At 63.2% G+C, this 16,239-nt stretch carries 14 protein-coding genes and 1 pseudogene; 8 read left to right on the top strand and 7 right to left on the bottom strand.

Features of this window, described 5'->3' with window-relative positions:
* The first annotated feature begins 222 nt into the window (after positions 1-222).
* Both K410_RS0120700 and K410_RS0120695 read left to right on the top strand, forming a co-directional pair.
* Complete coding sequence (locus K410_RS0120700) at positions 223-462, top strand: DUF6894 family protein (protein ID WP_028136645.1); 240 nt, start codon at positions 223-225, stop codon at positions 460-462.
* 160 nt (positions 463-622) lie between these two features.
* Entirely contained in the window at positions 623-1,351 is a 729-nt protein-coding gene (locus K410_RS0120695; protein ID WP_028136644.1) for a Crp/Fnr family transcriptional regulator, read from the top strand.
* A gap of 392 nt (positions 1,352-1,743) precedes the next feature.
* Here K410_RS0120695 and K410_RS0120690 read toward each other — a convergent pair whose 3' ends face one another.
* The 4 genes from K410_RS0120690 to K410_RS0120675 form a co-directional block, all read right to left on the bottom strand.
* Positions 1,744-2,436: an outer membrane protein gene (locus tag K410_RS0120690; protein ID WP_028136643.1), complete on the bottom strand. Its 693-nt coding sequence runs from the start codon at positions 2,434-2,436 to the stop codon at positions 1,744-1,746.
* 709 nt (positions 2,437-3,145) lie between these two features.
* Entirely contained in the window at positions 3,146-3,676 is a 531-nt protein-coding gene (gene fabA, locus K410_RS0120685; RefSeq protein ID WP_028136642.1) for a bifunctional 3-hydroxydecanoyl-ACP dehydratase/trans-2-decenoyl-ACP isomerase, read from the bottom strand.
* 174 nt (positions 3,677-3,850) lie between these two features.
* Positions 3,851-4,918: a GGDEF domain-containing protein gene (locus K410_RS0120680; protein WP_028136641.1), complete on the bottom strand. Its 1,068-nt coding sequence runs from the start codon at positions 4,916-4,918 to the stop codon at positions 3,851-3,853.
* 167 nt (positions 4,919-5,085) lie between these two features.
* On the bottom strand, positions 5,086-6,621 hold the full coding sequence (locus K410_RS0120675) for a DEAD/DEAH box helicase (protein ID WP_028136640.1): 1,536 nt from the start codon (positions 6,619-6,621) through the stop codon (positions 5,086-5,088).
* Between the two features lie 424 nt (positions 6,622-7,045).
* Here K410_RS0120675 and K410_RS0120670 point away from each other — a divergent pair, with 424 nt between their 5' ends.
* On the top strand, positions 7,046-8,914 hold the full coding sequence (locus K410_RS0120670; RefSeq protein WP_028136639.1) for an alpha/beta hydrolase: 1,869 nt from the start codon (positions 7,046-7,048) through the stop codon (positions 8,912-8,914).
* Positions 8,915-8,969: 55 nt separating this feature from the next.
* Here the strand turns inward: K410_RS0120670 and K410_RS38540 are convergent.
* Positions 8,970-9,113, bottom strand: a pseudogene (locus K410_RS38540) (AraC family transcriptional regulator); the annotation flags it as partial.
* Between the two features lie 181 nt (positions 9,114-9,294).
* Between K410_RS38540 and K410_RS0120660 the strand changes: the two are divergent.
* The 5 genes from K410_RS0120660 (at position 9,295) to K410_RS0120635 (ending at position 14,949) form a co-directional block, all read left to right on the top strand.
* Positions 9,295-10,809 (top strand): caspase family protein, encoded by a 1,515-nt coding sequence (locus K410_RS0120660; protein WP_028136638.1) that lies wholly within the window; start codon positions 9,295-9,297, stop codon positions 10,807-10,809.
* A gap of 89 nt (positions 10,810-10,898) precedes the next feature.
* The gene (locus tag K410_RS40455) at positions 10,899-11,336 is read left to right on the top strand and encodes a hypothetical protein (protein ID WP_063831428.1); all 438 of its coding nucleotides are present in this window, start codon (positions 10,899-10,901) and stop codon (positions 11,334-11,336) included.
* Between the two features lie 423 nt (positions 11,337-11,759).
* Complete coding sequence (locus tag K410_RS0120645) at positions 11,760-13,001, top strand: FAD-dependent oxidoreductase (protein WP_028136636.1); 1,242 nt, start codon at positions 11,760-11,762, stop codon at positions 12,999-13,001.
* Between the two features lie 179 nt (positions 13,002-13,180).
* Positions 13,181-13,948 (top strand): outer membrane protein, encoded by a 768-nt coding sequence (locus tag K410_RS0120640; RefSeq protein ID WP_028136635.1) that lies wholly within the window; start codon positions 13,181-13,183, stop codon positions 13,946-13,948.
* A gap of 281 nt (positions 13,949-14,229) precedes the next feature.
* The gene (locus K410_RS0120635; protein ID WP_028136634.1) at positions 14,230-14,949 is read left to right on the top strand and encodes an outer membrane protein; all 720 of its coding nucleotides are present in this window, start codon (positions 14,230-14,232) and stop codon (positions 14,947-14,949) included.
* Positions 14,950-15,021: 72 nt separating this feature from the next.
* Here the strand turns inward: K410_RS0120635 and K410_RS0120630 are convergent, their stop codons facing one another.
* Positions 15,022-15,792: an SDR family NAD(P)-dependent oxidoreductase gene (locus K410_RS0120630; RefSeq protein WP_028136633.1), complete on the bottom strand. Its 771-nt coding sequence runs from the start codon at positions 15,790-15,792 to the stop codon at positions 15,022-15,024.
* Positions 15,793-15,813: 21 nt separating this feature from the next.
* Positions 15,814-15,999: a hypothetical protein gene (locus K410_RS0120625; protein ID WP_028136632.1), complete on the bottom strand. Its 186-nt coding sequence runs from the start codon at positions 15,997-15,999 to the stop codon at positions 15,814-15,816.
* Positions 16,000-16,239: the final 240 nt, after the last annotated feature.

The following is a 16,239-nucleotide window of genomic DNA, read 5'->3' as shown; positions in this document are numbered from 1 at the left end:
GTGCGCAGGGTTAAGCCATGGTGAACAGCGGATCAGGACGCCCACCTTAGGACGTGGGGCGTCGAGATCGGCTCCTGGCCCTTCAGCGACCCGCCAATAGCCGGTTAAAACGACCACTGCTCAGGGGAGACCGGAAGTGACTGCTTCGCCCGCAAAACGCCCCTTGTGACCCCTGAGCGGACGAGGGCTAGGAACGGACGTGAGCGTTCCTGATTGTGGAAGATGCCGCGCTATTACTTCGACTCACGAGACAACGATAGATTCATCGCCGACGATGAGGGCCTTGACTTCTCCTCCTTGGACGATGTGAAGGCCCAGGCGACGACGGCATTGACCGAACTTGCCAAGGATGTGCTGCCTAGCTCTGTCATCAGGACGCTTGCGATCGAAGTTCGTGATGATCTGGGCCCGGTTCTGCGGATTGCCTTACGCTTCGAGATCGAACATTTTCGACTGGATTAACATAGTTCATCTGGAACCTTCCCCTTAACATGTGTTTATCCCCCTATCACCGGCTGAGACTCTTGGGCGCTGGTGGCTGAGAGTTTTGTGCTCCCGCCTTGCCGGCTGGAGCGGCGAGTTCCCCATTCCGGCTCAACTTCCTCAAGCGCGGAGTGGTGTGATGCCGGGGACATTGACGGCTGCACTCGTTCAGAAGCTTAGCAAGGTCAATCGGCTCGACCAGGACGACATCCTGGCGATTCAACAGCTTCCCATCCATAGCAAGCGTGTCGCTGCGCAGCACCGCTTTGTGCGCGACGGTGACCGCCCGTCGGAGTCCTGCCTGATCGTTGATGGGTTCGCCTTCCGGTCGAAGCTAACGCAAGACGGACAAAGGCAGATTTTGTCACTCCATATTCCGGGAGAAATCCCGGACCTTCAAAGCCTTCACTTGCACGTCATGGACCATGACCTAACGACGCTCACAGAATGCACGCTCGGTTTCATCAAACACGATGCGTTACGTGAACTGATCAAAATGCGTCCGAACGTGGCGGCTGCGCTTTGGCGTGAGACATTGGTCGATTCCGCAATCTTCAGGGAATGGATCGTCAATGTCGGCCGCAGGCCAGCGCGCGCTCGAATGGCACACATGCTAGCGGAGCTCCACGAGCGCCTCGCTTTAATCGGGCGGACGCTAAACGGGTCGTTTGAGCTGCCAATCACGCAAATCGAGCTGGCAGACTGCCTCGGCCTGTCCGTGGTGCACGTCAACCGAACGCTCCAACAGCTTCGCCAAGAAGGAATCGTCGCGATCGAGCGCAGAACTTTCCACTTGCTTGACCAAGCCAAAGTTGAGGAAGTTGGCCAGTTCGAAAGGATCTACCTGCACCAGCGTCCTTCGATCTGATGACAGATGCGCCGTTCAGTGCGCTTCCGCTTGTGGCCCGAACGCGAAGTTCGGGCGGCGTGCACGTTGTCGGCTGGTTGGGTAGACCGGAGCAACAGGCGCGACCTTCCAAACGGCGCTCATGCACCACGGCTGTCCAAGGGTCCTCATTGAATCAAGGTGAGGTCAGGCATGATCACATGCCAGACCTCGTGCCCTAAGCGGCTTGGGCGGCAAACCGCCTGCGGGCGTCGATTGGGATCTATATCGCGGTCGACCCGCGCCACTTCCCAGCCGCGGAATCGTCCAATTGGATCTAAGTCAGTCACCAGGCCTCGGTAAGCAACGACTCCTATGAGAAAGGGCCAGCCAGATGGCTGACCCTTTGAGTGTATCATCCAAGTCGTTGGTGCCTAGAAGCCGGCGCCAGCGCCCCAATTGAAGCGATAGTTCAGGCCAGCCTTGACGGTGTGCTCGTCGTTGCGGAAGCCTACGGCCGTAACAACACCAGCGGCGCTGGTGAAGAGAGCGTTCCGGGTGCCGAAGTCGTAGTACTGGTATTCGACCTTGCCTGACCAATTCTGGGCGAACAGATATTCGAGGCCGCCGCCTACGGTATAGCCGTCGCGACCACCGCCATTGTTGGTAAAGGTGCCACCGCCGAAGCCGTTCGTAAGGCGGGAGTCAGCCCAGGCATAACCGCCTTTGACGTACAGCAGCGCCGGACCCCAGGTGTAGCCGAGGCGACCGGTGACCGAACCGAGCCCACGGTTGACGAAGGGGTCGCTGTTGGTGTCGAGGAAGCTGTAGTTCGCTTCAACGCCTAGCACCCAGTTCGGTGAGAACTGATGGTCGTAACCGACCTGCGCGCCGCCCATGAACACACCGTCGTTGCTGCTGGTGCCGGTGAAGCCGGGGGCCAGAATGTTGTTGTCGCCGCCGAATGCGCCGCCGACGTGACCACCAATGTAGAAGCCGGTCCAATTGTAAATCGGCGAAGGCTGCATCGCTGGGGCTTTGGTGTAGGGACGCGCGGCCATATCAGCTGCCGATGCTGTACCCGCTAGGGCGGCCAAAGCGACAGTAGCGAGAAGGAACCTTTTCATTTCGAATCTTTCATGTGTTGATCTCTGCCCCAAAACCACTAGCTCTCGATTCAGTGCATTTGCTGTAGCGCGACAGACACACGTCGCAATCTTCGTTTGCAGAGCGATCATTTGTTAAGTGAGGAACCGTGTCGACCCCAACGACAGCCCAAGTACGCGAAGTGCATCTCTCGACAAGAAGATCGATCGATGCAGAGAGACGGCTTCGCGACTGAGGTCCTGCGAAATCAGGCGGAAGAATCATGGCGGTTCCGATCTGCATAGACTGCAACGTCGAAACGAGGGAGGTCGAGCTTCTGAAGCGCAGGCATGAGCTTCGGACCTACCAATGTTCATTTTGCAGGACGCGATTGACGCGCGTAGAGCGGAGGAATCCAACCAAGGTTCCGGGGGGCTTCAAGGTTCCGGCGACCAAGAAGTAAGGCGCTCAATCGCGGAACGAGCAAGGAATGGATGAGATAGCTTTCAATACGATCGCAGTGATCGCAGACGTACCGGCGCTGTTCCAGAGTATCACCACGAGGCGCAACTAGCGTCAGTCTCATCTCTGACGCCCCGCATTTTGTGCAGGCTATCTCGAGAGCGTTGAAACGCGAGCACGATTGCGCAGGCCGCGGCTCCGTGGCGAGCGATCTCCGGAGATATCGTTTGTTCGTCGCTATCGGCGCTGAGCAGACATCAGCGGCCAACGGCTTGATGAGTACAGGGGCTAGTCCGCGGCCTTGGTCAGGCCGACGCGCATATCCTTCGCTGCGAAGACAGATGCGCCGTCGGCCAGCACGCGCCCATCGGCGATTCCGAGCACCAGCTTGCCGCGCCGGACCATGCGCATCGCGACCTCGTAGCGAACGCGCTTCGTGTCGGGTGTCACAGTGCCGGTGCACTCGACTTCGCCGACGCCGATGGCGCGGCCTTTGCCCGGTGAGCCCGACCAGCCGAGCCAGTAGCCGATCATCTGCCACATGGCGTCGAGGCCCAGGGTTGGCGGCATCATCGCGTCGCCGCGATAGTGGCAGTCGAAGAACCAATGGCTTGGCGTGATGTCGAGCTCGCCGACGATATGGCCTTTGCCGAACGCGCCGCCGTCCATGCTGATCTCCGTGATGCGATCCATCATCAGCATCGGCGGTGCTGGCAATTGCGCATTGCCCGGGCCGAAATAGCCGCCTTCGCTCGATCTCAGCAGCTCGGCTCTGGTGTATGACGGTTGCGGCGTGTGGAAATCGTGAGGGTTGGGCAAGACGACAAGACCTCGATGTTCAAGCAGCGAGGAAGATGTTGCTTGCGATTGGAGATTGTCAAGCGGCGGTGCCCTAGGGTGGGCAAAGCGGAGCGTGCCCACGGACTATACGTGGGCACGGCGCTTTGCGCCTTTTGCCAACCCTGCGACTACCCTGCGGCAGTTGATGGAAACCTACGCCACGCGGCTGTGCGACTCGACCGCGTATTCCGGATCCGCCTCGCAGATCACGCGGTTGCGGCCGTTGCGCTTGGCGGCGTAGAGGCAGGCATCGGCGCGCTCGATCAGCGCGTCGGTGTCGTCGCTCGGCTTCAGCATGGACACGCCGACCGAGATGGTGACGCGGCCGAGGATCTCGCCGGTGGACTTCTTCTTCAATTCCTTCGCCATCACCGCACGGCGGATGTGGTCGGCCACCGTGAGGGCCTGCCGCAGCGCGGTGTTGGGCAGCACGACCGCGAATTCCTCGCCGCCATAGCGCGCGGTGATGTCCTGGCCCTTGATGGTCTGCTTCAGCGACAGGCCGACGAGCCGCAGCACCTGGTCGCCGGTGAGATGGCCGTAGGAATCGTTGAACGACTTGAAGTGGTCGATGTCGAACAGCAGCAGCGACAGCGGCTCGCCCGAGGCAAGCGCGCTCTGCACCGCCATGTCGATCATGCGGTCGAAATATTTGCGGTTACCAAGGCCGGTGAGTGGATCCGTCAGGCTCTCGGCGCGGATCGCCTCCAGGCTCTGCTGGAGATTGCTGATCTCGTTCTTCGACAGCGCCAGGCGGTCTTCCAGCGCCTTGTTGGTTTCGCGCATCTCGCTGGTCGAGCGCAGCAGCGTTTCGACGATCGTCTTGATCTGGTCGCCGCTCTTGGCCGACGACAGCTTCGCGGCCGCGCCGGACAGGGTGGTATCGTAGGAGCCGGTCATGCCGAGGGCGTCGCTCAAGACCTTCATCACGTCGTCGATCTCGCCGATGACGCGCGCGCCGACCTTGTCGATGCGGTCGGTGGTCTTGATGTGGGAGAGATAGGTCTCGTAGATCTGCTCGAGGTCGGCCTCGGTCAGCTTGCCGCTGCGCGCCAGCGTCTCGTTGACGATCTTGTTGAGCGGTGCGTTGTAGCCGGTCGCGTAGACGTACCAGATCTCGTAATTGCGGGGAATCGCCGTCTGCCGAAGCGATCGGATTTGACCGAGCGCCACTTCGGCGAACGCCATCGTGCGTTCGTGTTCGTCGAGCACCTTGACCACAGAACATACCCCACAGCGGTCGGAGCGCCGGCGACCGCAGCAATGCTTAAATTATGTTCGTAGGCTAACGGACGATCGTGAACGCCCCGTAAATATACGTTCACGAAGCGTCTAAAAACGTGTGCTTCCCGTTTCCGCAACTGAAACCTGGAGCGCGCTCCCGCGCTTCAGGCCCCGGCGGGAGACGAACGCACGGGCCGGAGCAGGAACGCCGGCAGGTGCGAATGATCGCCGGGCTCGGTATCGGCCTCGCGCTGGCGGCGCGGTTCGGGACGGCCGATCGACGGCACATGCGCATTGTTGGCCTGCTGGCGCGCGCCGCGACGCGGCTCGCCGGCGGGCTTCTCGTCGGCCCGATGCCTTGCTTCGGCGGGATGTCTCGTCTCGGACGAATGCCTTGCTTCAGAAGAATGCCTGGCTTCAGAGGAATGCCTTGCCTCGCCACGCGCCTCGCGCGGCTCGTGGCTGCGCTCACGGTCGCGGCCGCGCTGCGGCTTGCCGCGTCCGCCGCGTGAACGTTCGCGGCCACGCGCCTCGCGCGGACGCTCGGACCCATCGGAGGATTCGGCCTGGACTTCGTAATCGCCTTCGGCGCGCGGAATGCTCTGGCCGATCAGTTTCTCGATGGCCACCATCGACTTCTGGTCGAGCGGCGTCACGATCGAGATCGCGGTGCCGGTGCGGCCGGCGCGGCCGGTGCGACCGATGCGGTGGACGTAATCGTCGGCGTGATGGGGGACGTCGAAATTGAAGACGTGGCTGACCTCGGGAATGTCGAGGCCGCGAGCGGCGACGTCGGAAGCGACCAGCAACGGCAGCTCGCCCTTGCGGAATTGCTCGAGCGCGGCCGTGCGGGCCGACTGATCCATGTCGCCGTGCAGCGCGCCGACGCTGAAGCCGTGCTTTTGCAGCGATTTGTGAACGACCGCGACCTCGCGCTTGCGATTGCAGAAGATGATCGCGTTCTTGAGGTCCTTGGCCTCGCGCAGCAGGCGGCGCAGCAGCTCGCGCTTCTCGTGCGCCTCGCGGCCGGCAGGCACCTGGACCTGCGTGACGGTGACGGCGGTGGTGGCGGGCTTGGAGACCTCGACCTTCTGCGGATTGTGCAGGAAGGTTTCGGTGATGCGCCGGATCTCCGGCGGCATGGTCGCGGTGAAGAAAAGCGTCTGCCGTGTGAACGGGACGAGCTTGCAGACGCGCTCGATGTCGGGGATGAAGCCCATGTCCAGCATGCGGTCGGCTTCGTCGATGACGAGCAGCTCGACACCGGTGAGCAGGAGACCGCCGCGCTCGGTGTGGTCGAGCAGGCGGCCGGGGGTGGCGATCAGCACGTCGACGCCGCGCGTCAGCTTGGCATCCTGGTCGCCGAAGGAGACGCCGCCGATCAGCAGGGCGACGTTCAGTTTCTGCCCGGCGCCGTAGCGGTCGAAGTTCTCCTTGACCTGGGCGGCGAGCTCGCGGGTCGGCTCGAGGATCAGGGTGCGGGGCATCCGTGCCCGGGCGCGCCCTTTTTCGAGGATGGTGAGCATCGGCAGCACGAAGGCCGCGGTCTTGCCGGTGCCGGTCTGGGCGATGCCGAGCACGTCCTTGCGTGCGAGGACGTGGGGGATCGCCTGTTCCTGGATGGGGGTCGGGGTGGTGTAACCGGTGGCCGCCACTGCGGCGAGGACTTTTTCGGACAGTCCGAGATTTGAAAAGGACATTGAGCCTCTGGTCGAAACCGCCGTTCGGAATCGAGGGTGATAAGGCTGTCGCGTTCCACCCCGAAACGGCGCGCTCTCAAAGAAGCTGGGGGTGCTGACTCACGCGAACAAAGCGCAAGGCTCAGGAATCGCTCTTCGATCTGAGCCGCGTCGCCACGGAACATAGGCGGGAATCGGCCAAAGTCAATGGAGCAGGCGCGGGAAGGCCCTAAAAAACCTGAGGTTTTTGCCCAAATCTCGGGCGTCGCTCGTCTTTTCTGTCCAGCTGGCACAGGACGTGGGGAGCGGCCAAGCTTCCGGAACGGGCCAGCCCGACCCCCAAGGTGTGGCGCCGAACTCACTCCCGAGTTGCGGCGGTCAAGTTTGCAGCCTCGTTGAAGTGCCGGGGACGTTTCGGATATCCTGGCGAAGAGGGGGGAGGCTCATGTCCTTGATCAAGCAGATCTGCGGCCCGCTGCTATTGGTTGCCATGGCGTTGCAGGGGTCCAACGCCGGTGCCGATCCGGTCAGCCTTCGCCTTCCTGCGGGGAGCGAAGTCCGGGCCGCGATCCAGCAACTGCCCGCCTCGCAAAGATCGGACATGGAAGCGGCGGCAGCCGAAACCTTCCCGCTGTTCATCTTTGTGCCGGGAGTCATGGGTTCGCGCCTGACCAAGACGCTGCCGAACGGCAAGAAGGAGCTGATATGGGGGCGGGCAGACGGGGTCTTTTCTGCTCCCAACAGGTTTCTGCAATACGACGAAACGGACCAGGTCGCCGCCGAGCCGTTGGAAGACTACTACGTCCTCAACAAGGCATTCGACGTCTACGGAAAAGCAGTCGCAAAGCTCGCGTTTCTCGATCTCTCCGCAGGCGATAGTGTGCGCAAGTTCGGTTACGATTGGCGCCAGCCAAATGCCTGGAGCGCGAAGAAGTTCGGGGCATGGATGTGCGACAACAAGGCCGAGTTCGCGACGCGGCCTTTGGTCGTCATCGCTCACAGCATGGGCGGATTGGTGGTCAAGTCGTGGCTGAAGGACATCTACGAAACGTCCGGATGTTCGCCGGGAGACACGTTTGCCGGCTGGGCAAAAATCAAGCGCATCATCTTCGTGGGCACGCCTCACTATGGAGCGCCCAAGGCAATCACCGCCTTTGCCGACAGCTATTCGCTGTTTGTCGACCGCGACGACACGACGCTGAATGCGATCCTCGGCCGGGCCGATGCGGCCACGTTCTCCAGATCGCTGAACGCCTTCGGTGCAACGTTCCCGAGCGCCTATGAACTGCTGCCGATCGTCAACACGAACAAGTGTTTCGCCGATCCAAAATGGCCCTCGCTGGTGTTCGTCAAGTCGACGAATGGAAGTACGTCCTCGCAAATCGATCTGTTCGACCACCGCACGTGGAAGCTGCTCCGCTGGCCCAAGTTCATTGATCCGTCGATCGATCGGGCCAGCTTCGTTGACAAGCAATTGCCGAAACTGTTGAGCGCGGCCCGCGACTTTGCATGTGGGATCAGCCGCTACCGGCCCGAGCAGAAGTTCGACGTCGTCTGGGTTTCAGGGATGCGCCGCAAAACCATTTGCGAGGTGACGATCAATCAACCAGCCACTCTGAGCGAAACGGCAACGATCGACACCAAGCTGTGCGACGAGGGCGACGGAACTGTTCCGAGATGGATCGCGTCGGAGCGCATGTACTCGACGGCGAATACGTCGCGGTCGTCGGGCGAGGGACACCTTCACTTGGTCGGATCGGACGAATTCATGGACTATCTGGACGATTACCGCGACGAGTTGCATCGGGAGATGCAGCGGAAATTCGCGGCCAAGACGGGAAATGTCGATGGTCTCGTCACGCTCTATGCCTCGCTGCGTGCTGCCGTCCCTTCGCTCGCAGACGATCCGAACGATGTCACCGTCAGGACGACCAAGGGCGTGCTTACCGCGCTGAACGTTCAACCGGACGATCTCTTGTCGGCCGCAATGACGGACAAGGATGCGCTGGCGCGCGCCAACGCGTATCGCTTGTTCGCCGATGTTGCGAGCGATAGCGACCAGCGTCGCGCCTGGGCGTTCAACAATTCGGCGCACATTTACCTCAATCGAAACGACTCTGCGGCGGCGTTCAGTTTCGGCAAGCGCGCGCTGGCCGCCGGCGTGGCAAGCAAGGCGGGCAACGATCTGATGCGGAAATCGGGGTCGATCTCCGCCTATGCTGCCGAGCAACTCGGCGAATGGAGTTCCGCGAAGTCACTGCGGGCGCTTTCGGTCGGAAAGGTCGACTACCTCAAGATCGAGGGGAAGATCTGAATGGCCGAATGGCTCCCAAGGGCATGGTAGCCGCGCGGAGCGAAGAGCCCGCCGGCTAACCCTCCGAGCCCTGGGCCCGGTAGTCGGACCGGAAGTCACCTGGGGTCATGCCGTAGGCGGCATTGAAGACCCGGTAGTAGGTCGCCAGGCTCTCGAAGCGGCAGGCGGCCGCGATATCGGCGATCAACCGCTCGGGCGCGCAATTGCCCTAGAAGGAGCAGATTCCGCGGGAATCTGCCATAGCCAGATCATGGAACCGGAGCCCGGGTCCCTTGAACCGCGGTTACGTCTGGGCCGACTATCCCTCAGCGGCAGGGGGTCCAATGAACTGCCGTTCAAAGGAAGCGGCCTCTCCGCCGATCTGCAACGGGAAATTTGCGATGACGCGTCGGTTTTTCAGAATTCTGGCGGCCCTGGGCCTCGCGGCGGGTCTGAGCGGTTTTGCGCTTCCCGCTCATGCCGAGAAGCGCGTCGCGCTGGTGGTCGGCAACAACGATTACAGGAACGTCCCGAAGCTGCTCAAGGCGGTCAACGACGCCCGTACCATGGGCGACACGCTGAAGCAGCTCGGTTTCTCGGTGATGGTGGCGGAGAACCAGAGCCGGCAGCAATTCTCCGAGACGCTGCTCGCCTTCGACAAGGCGATCGAGCCCGGCGATACCGCGTTCTTCTTCTACGCCGGCCACGGCTTCGAGATCGCGGGCCAGAACTACCTGCTGCCGACCGACGTGCCGGCGGCGACGGAAGGGCAGGAGGAGCTGGTGCGTGACTCCGCGATCCTTGCCGACCGCATCGTCGAGCGCCTACAGAACAAGAAGGCGCGGACCTCGATCCTGGTGTTCGACGCGTGCCGCAACAATCCGTTCGAACGCAAGGGCACCCGCGCGGTTGCCGGCGCCGGCGGGCTCGCGCCGATGACGCAATTGCCCGAAGGCGTGTTCTCGGTATTCTCGGCCGGTCCCCGCCAGACCGCGCTCGATCGTCTGTCCAATGACGACACCAATCCCAACTCGGTGTTCACGCGCACCTTCGCCAAGGAGCTGCTCAAGCCCGGCGAGAACCTCGTGCAGGTGGCGCAGCGCACCCGCCGCGCCGTCAGCGAGCTGGCCGATACCGTCAAGCACAGGCAGGTGCCGGTTTATTTCGACCAGATGGTGGACGACGTCTTCCTCAGCGGTCTCGCCAAGGACGCCGTCGCGCGTTCCGACGATCCGCCGCCGCAGAAGCTCGCCGTGCTGCCGCCGGTGTCGGTGCCGCAGCTGCCGAAGGAGGAGAGCCTCAACGCGCCGATCGCGAGCTTCTCGCGGCACAATGGCGGTTGGAGCGTGGTGTTCTCGTTCGCAGATCCTACGCTCGGCATTTCCTGGCGCATGGCCGGCAAGGGCGATTTCCGCGAGACCGGCTTCATCGACACGCTCGATCCGCGCACGCGCAAGCGGATGCCGAACCCGTCGATCGAATTGCCTGGGGATGCGCAGGCCGGCACCATCGAGGTCCGCTATGTCGACCAGTCCGGCGACATGCAGGGGCCGTTCCCGATCCGGTTCGATCCCGAGGCCGCACTGATCCGCGACCAGCGCAAGATCCTCGACATGACCTCGACGAGCTGGCTGTCGTTCCGCGAGTTCAACGGGCTCCTGGTCTACTACACGCACCTCGTGTCCTACCGCTGCGCCATCCGCGAGGTGCGCATCGGCATCGATACTGCCGTGCCCAACCAGGTGCTGAAGATGCCGCCCTGCGACATGCGCGATCCCAGCGCCATCACCGCCGGCATGCCGCTCTACATGAAGCTCGCACCGGCGACGCAAACCGTCTCCGTGGAGCTGACCTATCGCGACGGCAGCGTGTCCGAAATCAAGAGTTTTCGCAGCGCGAACCGCAGTAACAATTGAGGGCGATTGTCGGCGGATAGGTTGTGATGCTCGGAAGTGGAACAACTTCCGGGCGACCTGGATTGTCCAGCAAACCAGGGAGACGATCCATGATCCGCAAGTCCATCCTCGTGACCATTGCTTGTGCGGCACTTTCGACCGCGGCCTTCGCTCAAGGAGGTGGTGGCGGCGGAGGAGGAGGAGCAGGCGGCGGTGCGGGTGGCGGTGCCAGTGCCGGTGCTGCTGCCGGAACGGGGACCGGCGGGGCCGGGTCCGCGGCGAGCTCGGGCGCCGGAATGGGCACGTCCTCCAGCAGCGCCAACTCGGGGCCATCGGCTCCTTCCGGCATGGGAACGCAGGGCACCACGACCGGGGCGAACGTCAACACCAACAGGAGCCAGAACAATCCGAACGTGCAGCCGCCGACCGCAAACGGCACCTCGCCATCGGCCGCGCAAGCCGAACGGAACGCGGGTGTCGGTCATGCGCCGAACGGCTTGCCGATCGGCAGCCCGGGCACCGGGACCAGCAACGAAGATCAGAAATAGGCTGGCTGCTGTTCAGGATAGGCCCGCGTGGTGCGGGCCTATTTGTTGCCTCGCAAGTGGCGCCCGGCGGCCCTGACGCGAACGGCTGCCGCAGCCAGAGCTACATCCGCGGCTCGTTCTCTTCCGCATCGCCGGCTCGGCGCGTGCGCAGATAGACCAGCGCGATGTTGATGGTCAGCCAGGCTGCCACCCCTGCAAGCAACCATGCCACGTTGAACGTTCCCTCGGATGCCCTTGTCGGGTCGTATCTCCTGATAACAACAGGGGGCGCGGCTTATTCCCGGGATCGGGCGGGCCGGCACGATCCGAGCTGCCGGTCAATGCCGGCATCGCGCATCCAGATTTCAAGCTCCGCTCGAGCGGAATCGGCGTTACATTGCCGGCCATGGCTTGATCGATCTCACATCGCGGATCGTGGCTGCAATGACATCCGACCAACCATCGAACCGGACGAAACAAGTCCGCTGCTGCATCGTCGGCGGAGGACCTGCGGGCATGATGCTCGGCTATCTCCTGGGGCGGGCCGGCATCGAGGTCGTGGTGCTGGAGAAGCATGCGGATTTCTTCCGCGATTTTCGCGGCGACACCGTGCACCCCTCGACGCTTCAGGTGATGGACGAGCTCGGCCTGATCGACGGCTTCCTGAAGCTCCCGCATCAGCGCCTGCAGACGATGGACGGCCTGTTCGGCGGCACGCCGGTGCGCATCGCCGATCTTTCGCGACTCCGCACCAAATATCCTTTCATCGCCTTCATGCCGCAATGGGACTTCCTGAACTTCCTGCGCGAGGCCGGCCGGCGTTTTGCCTCGCTCGAGGTGATGATGAGCGCCGAGGCGGTCGATCTGATCCGCCGCGGCGAGACCATCGCCGGCGTGCGCGCGAAGACGCCTGACGGCCTCATCGACATCGAAGCCGATCTCACCATTGCCTGCGACGGCCGGCATTCGACCGTGCGCGAGCGCGCGGGCCTCGCGGTCGAGGAGATCGGCGCGCCGATGGACGTGCTGTGGTTCCGCGCCGGCCGCAACGCCGAGGAGACGGAAAACGTGTTCGCGCGCGTCGAGCCCGGCAAGATGATGATCACCTTCGATCGCGGCGATTATTGGCAATGCGCCTACGTCATCGCCAAGGGACAGCACCAGGCGGTGAAGGCGAGGGGGCTGCAGGCGCTGCTCGACGACGTCGTGCGCATGGCCCCGGTCCTCGGGTGCGGCATTGCCGACGTGAAGAGCTTCGACGACGTCAAGCTGCTGACCGTCGCGATCAACCGCCTGCCGCGCTGGACGCGGCCGGGCCTGCTTTGCATCGGCGATGCCGCGCATGCGATGTCGCCGGTGGGCGGCGTCGGCGTCAATCTCGCCGTTCAGGACGCTGTCGCGACCGCCAATCTGCTGGCGGACAAGCTTCAGCTTGGCTGCCCGTCCGAGAGCGAGCTCGATGCCGTCAGGCGCCGCCGCGAGTTTCCGGTGAAGATGACGCAGCGCATGCAGGTGCTCGTGCAGAACAACATCATCAGCGGCGCCCTGCGAAGCGGCGACCGGCCGCTGAAGGTGCCGCTGATCGTGCGCCTCATCACCGCGCTGCCATGGCTCCAGGGCATTCCGGCGCGCCTGCTGGCGCTCGGCGTGCGGCCCGAGCACGTGCGTTCGAAGGCAGCGCCCTAGCGCAACATATCGGTAGGGATAATGTCGCGTTAAATCGCACCTCGGGCGTTGCGGGTCTGCAACAGCGCGGGTGGATTTGTGGACCTGCGCAGCCCGGCGCGCCGCGTTAACTGTGTTGATTCCAATTTTAGTAACGCCCGTCTGTGACCGTGCGCCCATCAAAGGACACGGGGTGTACCATGCGTAACAAGTTGATTGCCGCCTTCGCCTGCACGACCGCTCTGGTTTCGACCGGCGCTGCTTCCGCCGCCGATCTCGGCGCGCGCTACACCAAGGCGCCCGCCTATGCGGAGCCGCTGTTCACCTGGACCGGCTTCTATGTCGGCGGCCACATCGGCGGCGCATGGACCAACGAGCAGTTCGTCAACAACGGGATCGGCGCGCCGTTCGGCGACCTCGTCCCGGGCCAGGGCTATCGTCAGCGCGGCTCGGGGGTCATGGGCGGCGCCCAGATCGGCTACAACTGGCAGGCCAACAATTACGTGTTCGGCATGGAAGGCACGATCTCCGGCCTCGACAACCACGGTTCGTTCACGAACACCGCGTTCGGTGCGGGGGACGACGTGTTCTCCTGGCGCGCCAACGTGCTCGCGACCGTGGTCGGCCGCGCCGGCTTCGCCGTGCAGAACAACCTCTTCTACATCAAGGGCGGCTATGCCGGCGTGAACAACCGTCTCTCGGTGACCGACACGGTCGGCCCGGCGACAGGCTCGGGCGGACAGACCCACTGGGCCAACGGCTGGACGGTCGGCGCCGGCTGGGAATACGGCGTTACCCGCAACTGGATCGTAGGCCTCGAATACAATTACGCCGCCTTCGGCAGCCAGACCTATCAGCTCGGCGGCACGGCGGGGAACTACACCTTCGACGCCAAGCCGCGCGACATCCAATGGGCCGTCGTGCGCGCGAGCTACAAGTTCGACGCCCCGACCATCGCCCGTTACTGAGCACGTCGACGACGCAACGCGACCAACGATCAAGAAAAGCACTGCCAAATTCAAAAGCCCCGGCTTGGTCCGGGGCTTCTTTTTTGCGCGGTGAATGACATTCTGCGTGGAGAGAAACGTCAATCTCACAGACCCTTGCGTGATCCGAATGCCACTTTCTCCTGAATAGCGCACGGGAACCGGAGCGAAGGGCGGATTCACTCTCGCGGCGCGAGCGGCGCCACGTATAAATTCGTCTCTAGACCATTTCGCTTCGTTGCAACTTTGTCTGGAGCAATACGATGAAAAGGGCTTTGGCTTTCGCAGGAATGATGTCTCTTCTGGTCGGCGCGCCCGGCATCGCGACGGCAGCCGACATGGCAGTCAAGGCTGCGCCGATCGCGCCGCCGGTGGCGATCTACAACTGGACCGGCTTCTACATCGGCGCGTTCGGCGGATATGGCTGGGGCGACCACGATCGCCTCAATGACGCCGGTTTTACGAACAGCTACAGCTCGAGCGGCGGCATCGCCGGCGGCCTCGCCGGCTACAATTGGCAGATCAGGAACTTCGTGCTCGGCGTCGAAGGCGATATCGCCTGGGCCGACATCAAGGGCGACGACAATTTCGTCGGCGGGAACAGGGACGAGACCACGCTGCGCTGGGTCGGCACCATCCGTGGCCGGGCCGGCATTGCCTTCGACAAATGGCTGCTCTTCGCGACGGGCGGCTGGGCCTATGGCCAGCAGCGCCACGTGAACACGGATCTTTTGATCGGTGTCGATGCCTTCTCATCGAACACCAACGGCTGGACGGCGGGTGCGGGCGTGGAATACGCCTTTGCTCCGAACTGGCTCGGCAAGGTCGAGTATCGCTACTACGATTTCGAGCGCTATCGCCGCGCCGGCGTGCCGTTGGTCACGCCCAACGGCAATGTTCCCTACAGCGTCGCCAGCCAGTACCATACCGTCACGGTCGGCGTCAGTTACAAGTTCGGCGGCCCCGTGATGGCGAAGTACTGATCGCGGCAGGCATTAGATTCAAGAGCCCCGGCAGGGATGCCGGGGCTCTTTTCATGCGTCGCGTCGCGTGCCTCAGGCCATCACCGAGAAGCCGCCGTCGACCGGAATCGCGGTGCCCGTGACGAAGTTCGATGCGGGCGATGCCAGGAACACGGCGATGCCTGAGAAGTCGTCGATGTCGCCCCAGCGTCCCGCCGGCGTGCGCGCCAGCACCCGCTCGTGCAATCCCGACACCTGCTGCCGCGCGCCGCGGGTGAGGTCGGTATCGATCCAGCCCGGCAGGATCGCATTGACCTGGATGTTGTCGGGCGCCCAGGCATTGGCGCAGGCGCGCGTGTACTGCACGATGCCGCCCTTGCTCGCCGCATAGGCGGTGGCGAAGCTCGCGCCGAAGATCGACATCATCGAGCCGATGTTGATCACCTTGCCGTTGCCGGACGCCTTCAGGTGCGGATAGGCGAGCTTCGAGCACAGGAAGGCGCTGGTGAGGTTGGTTTCGATCACCTTGTTCCACTCGTCGAGCTCGAGCTCGTGCGGCGGCTTGCGGATGCTCATGCCGGCGTTGTTGACGAGGATGTCGATGCGGCCAAGATCCTTCAGCACGCGGGCAATCATGGCTTCGATCGCGGCCCTGTCGGTGACGTCGGTCGCAACCGCGATCGCCTTGACGCCGCGCCGGCCGAGATCTTCGACGGCCGCCTTGGATTTCGCCTCGTTGCGCCCGACCACGGCGATGTCGGCGCCTGCATCGGCAAGACCGCGCGCCATGCCGAGGCCGATGCCGCCATTGCCTCCTGTGACGATCGCGACCTTGCCGCGGAGATCGAACCGGCTGGATGTCATGCTTTCATGTCCTGATTTGTTCTATTGGTTGCTCTGCCAGATCAGCACCAGCCCGAAGCCGGCCATGGCGGCGCCATAGCCGGCCCATTGCAGCTGGCTGACCATGAAGCTCGATTTCGGCCAGGGGACGGTGCCTGTGCCCTGTCCAATCCAGAGCAGGCCGAGAGCGGTTGCAAACAGGCCTGCGACAAGCAGAAATCTGCGCATGCCTTCCTCCCATCGGTCCGCTTCTGTCGCGACTCGCGGCGTGAAGGATCTGCTGCGGCCTCGAAAGCTTGGGCGCACAGTAACCGCAGCTCTGGTTTGGATACAATGGCGTGCCGGCCCGAGCCGCCGCGGACCGCATGTCGTAGTGCGCGATGCAGTGCGATCACCGCGCCGCATGGGCGGCGATGGTGGCCCAGTTCGCTTTGTGCGGTCGCCGAGGGCGAGCAGCGCCTGCCGACA

Origin of the sequence: Bradyrhizobium sp. 22, assembly GCF_000482425.1 — a bacterium.
In the GTDB taxonomy this organism is placed as follows: domain Bacteria; phylum Pseudomonadota; class Alphaproteobacteria; order Rhizobiales; family Xanthobacteraceae; genus Bradyrhizobium; species Bradyrhizobium japonicum_B.
The sequence above is the reverse complement of the archived record's forward strand: the minus strand, read 5'-3'. Positions and strand labels throughout refer to the sequence as shown.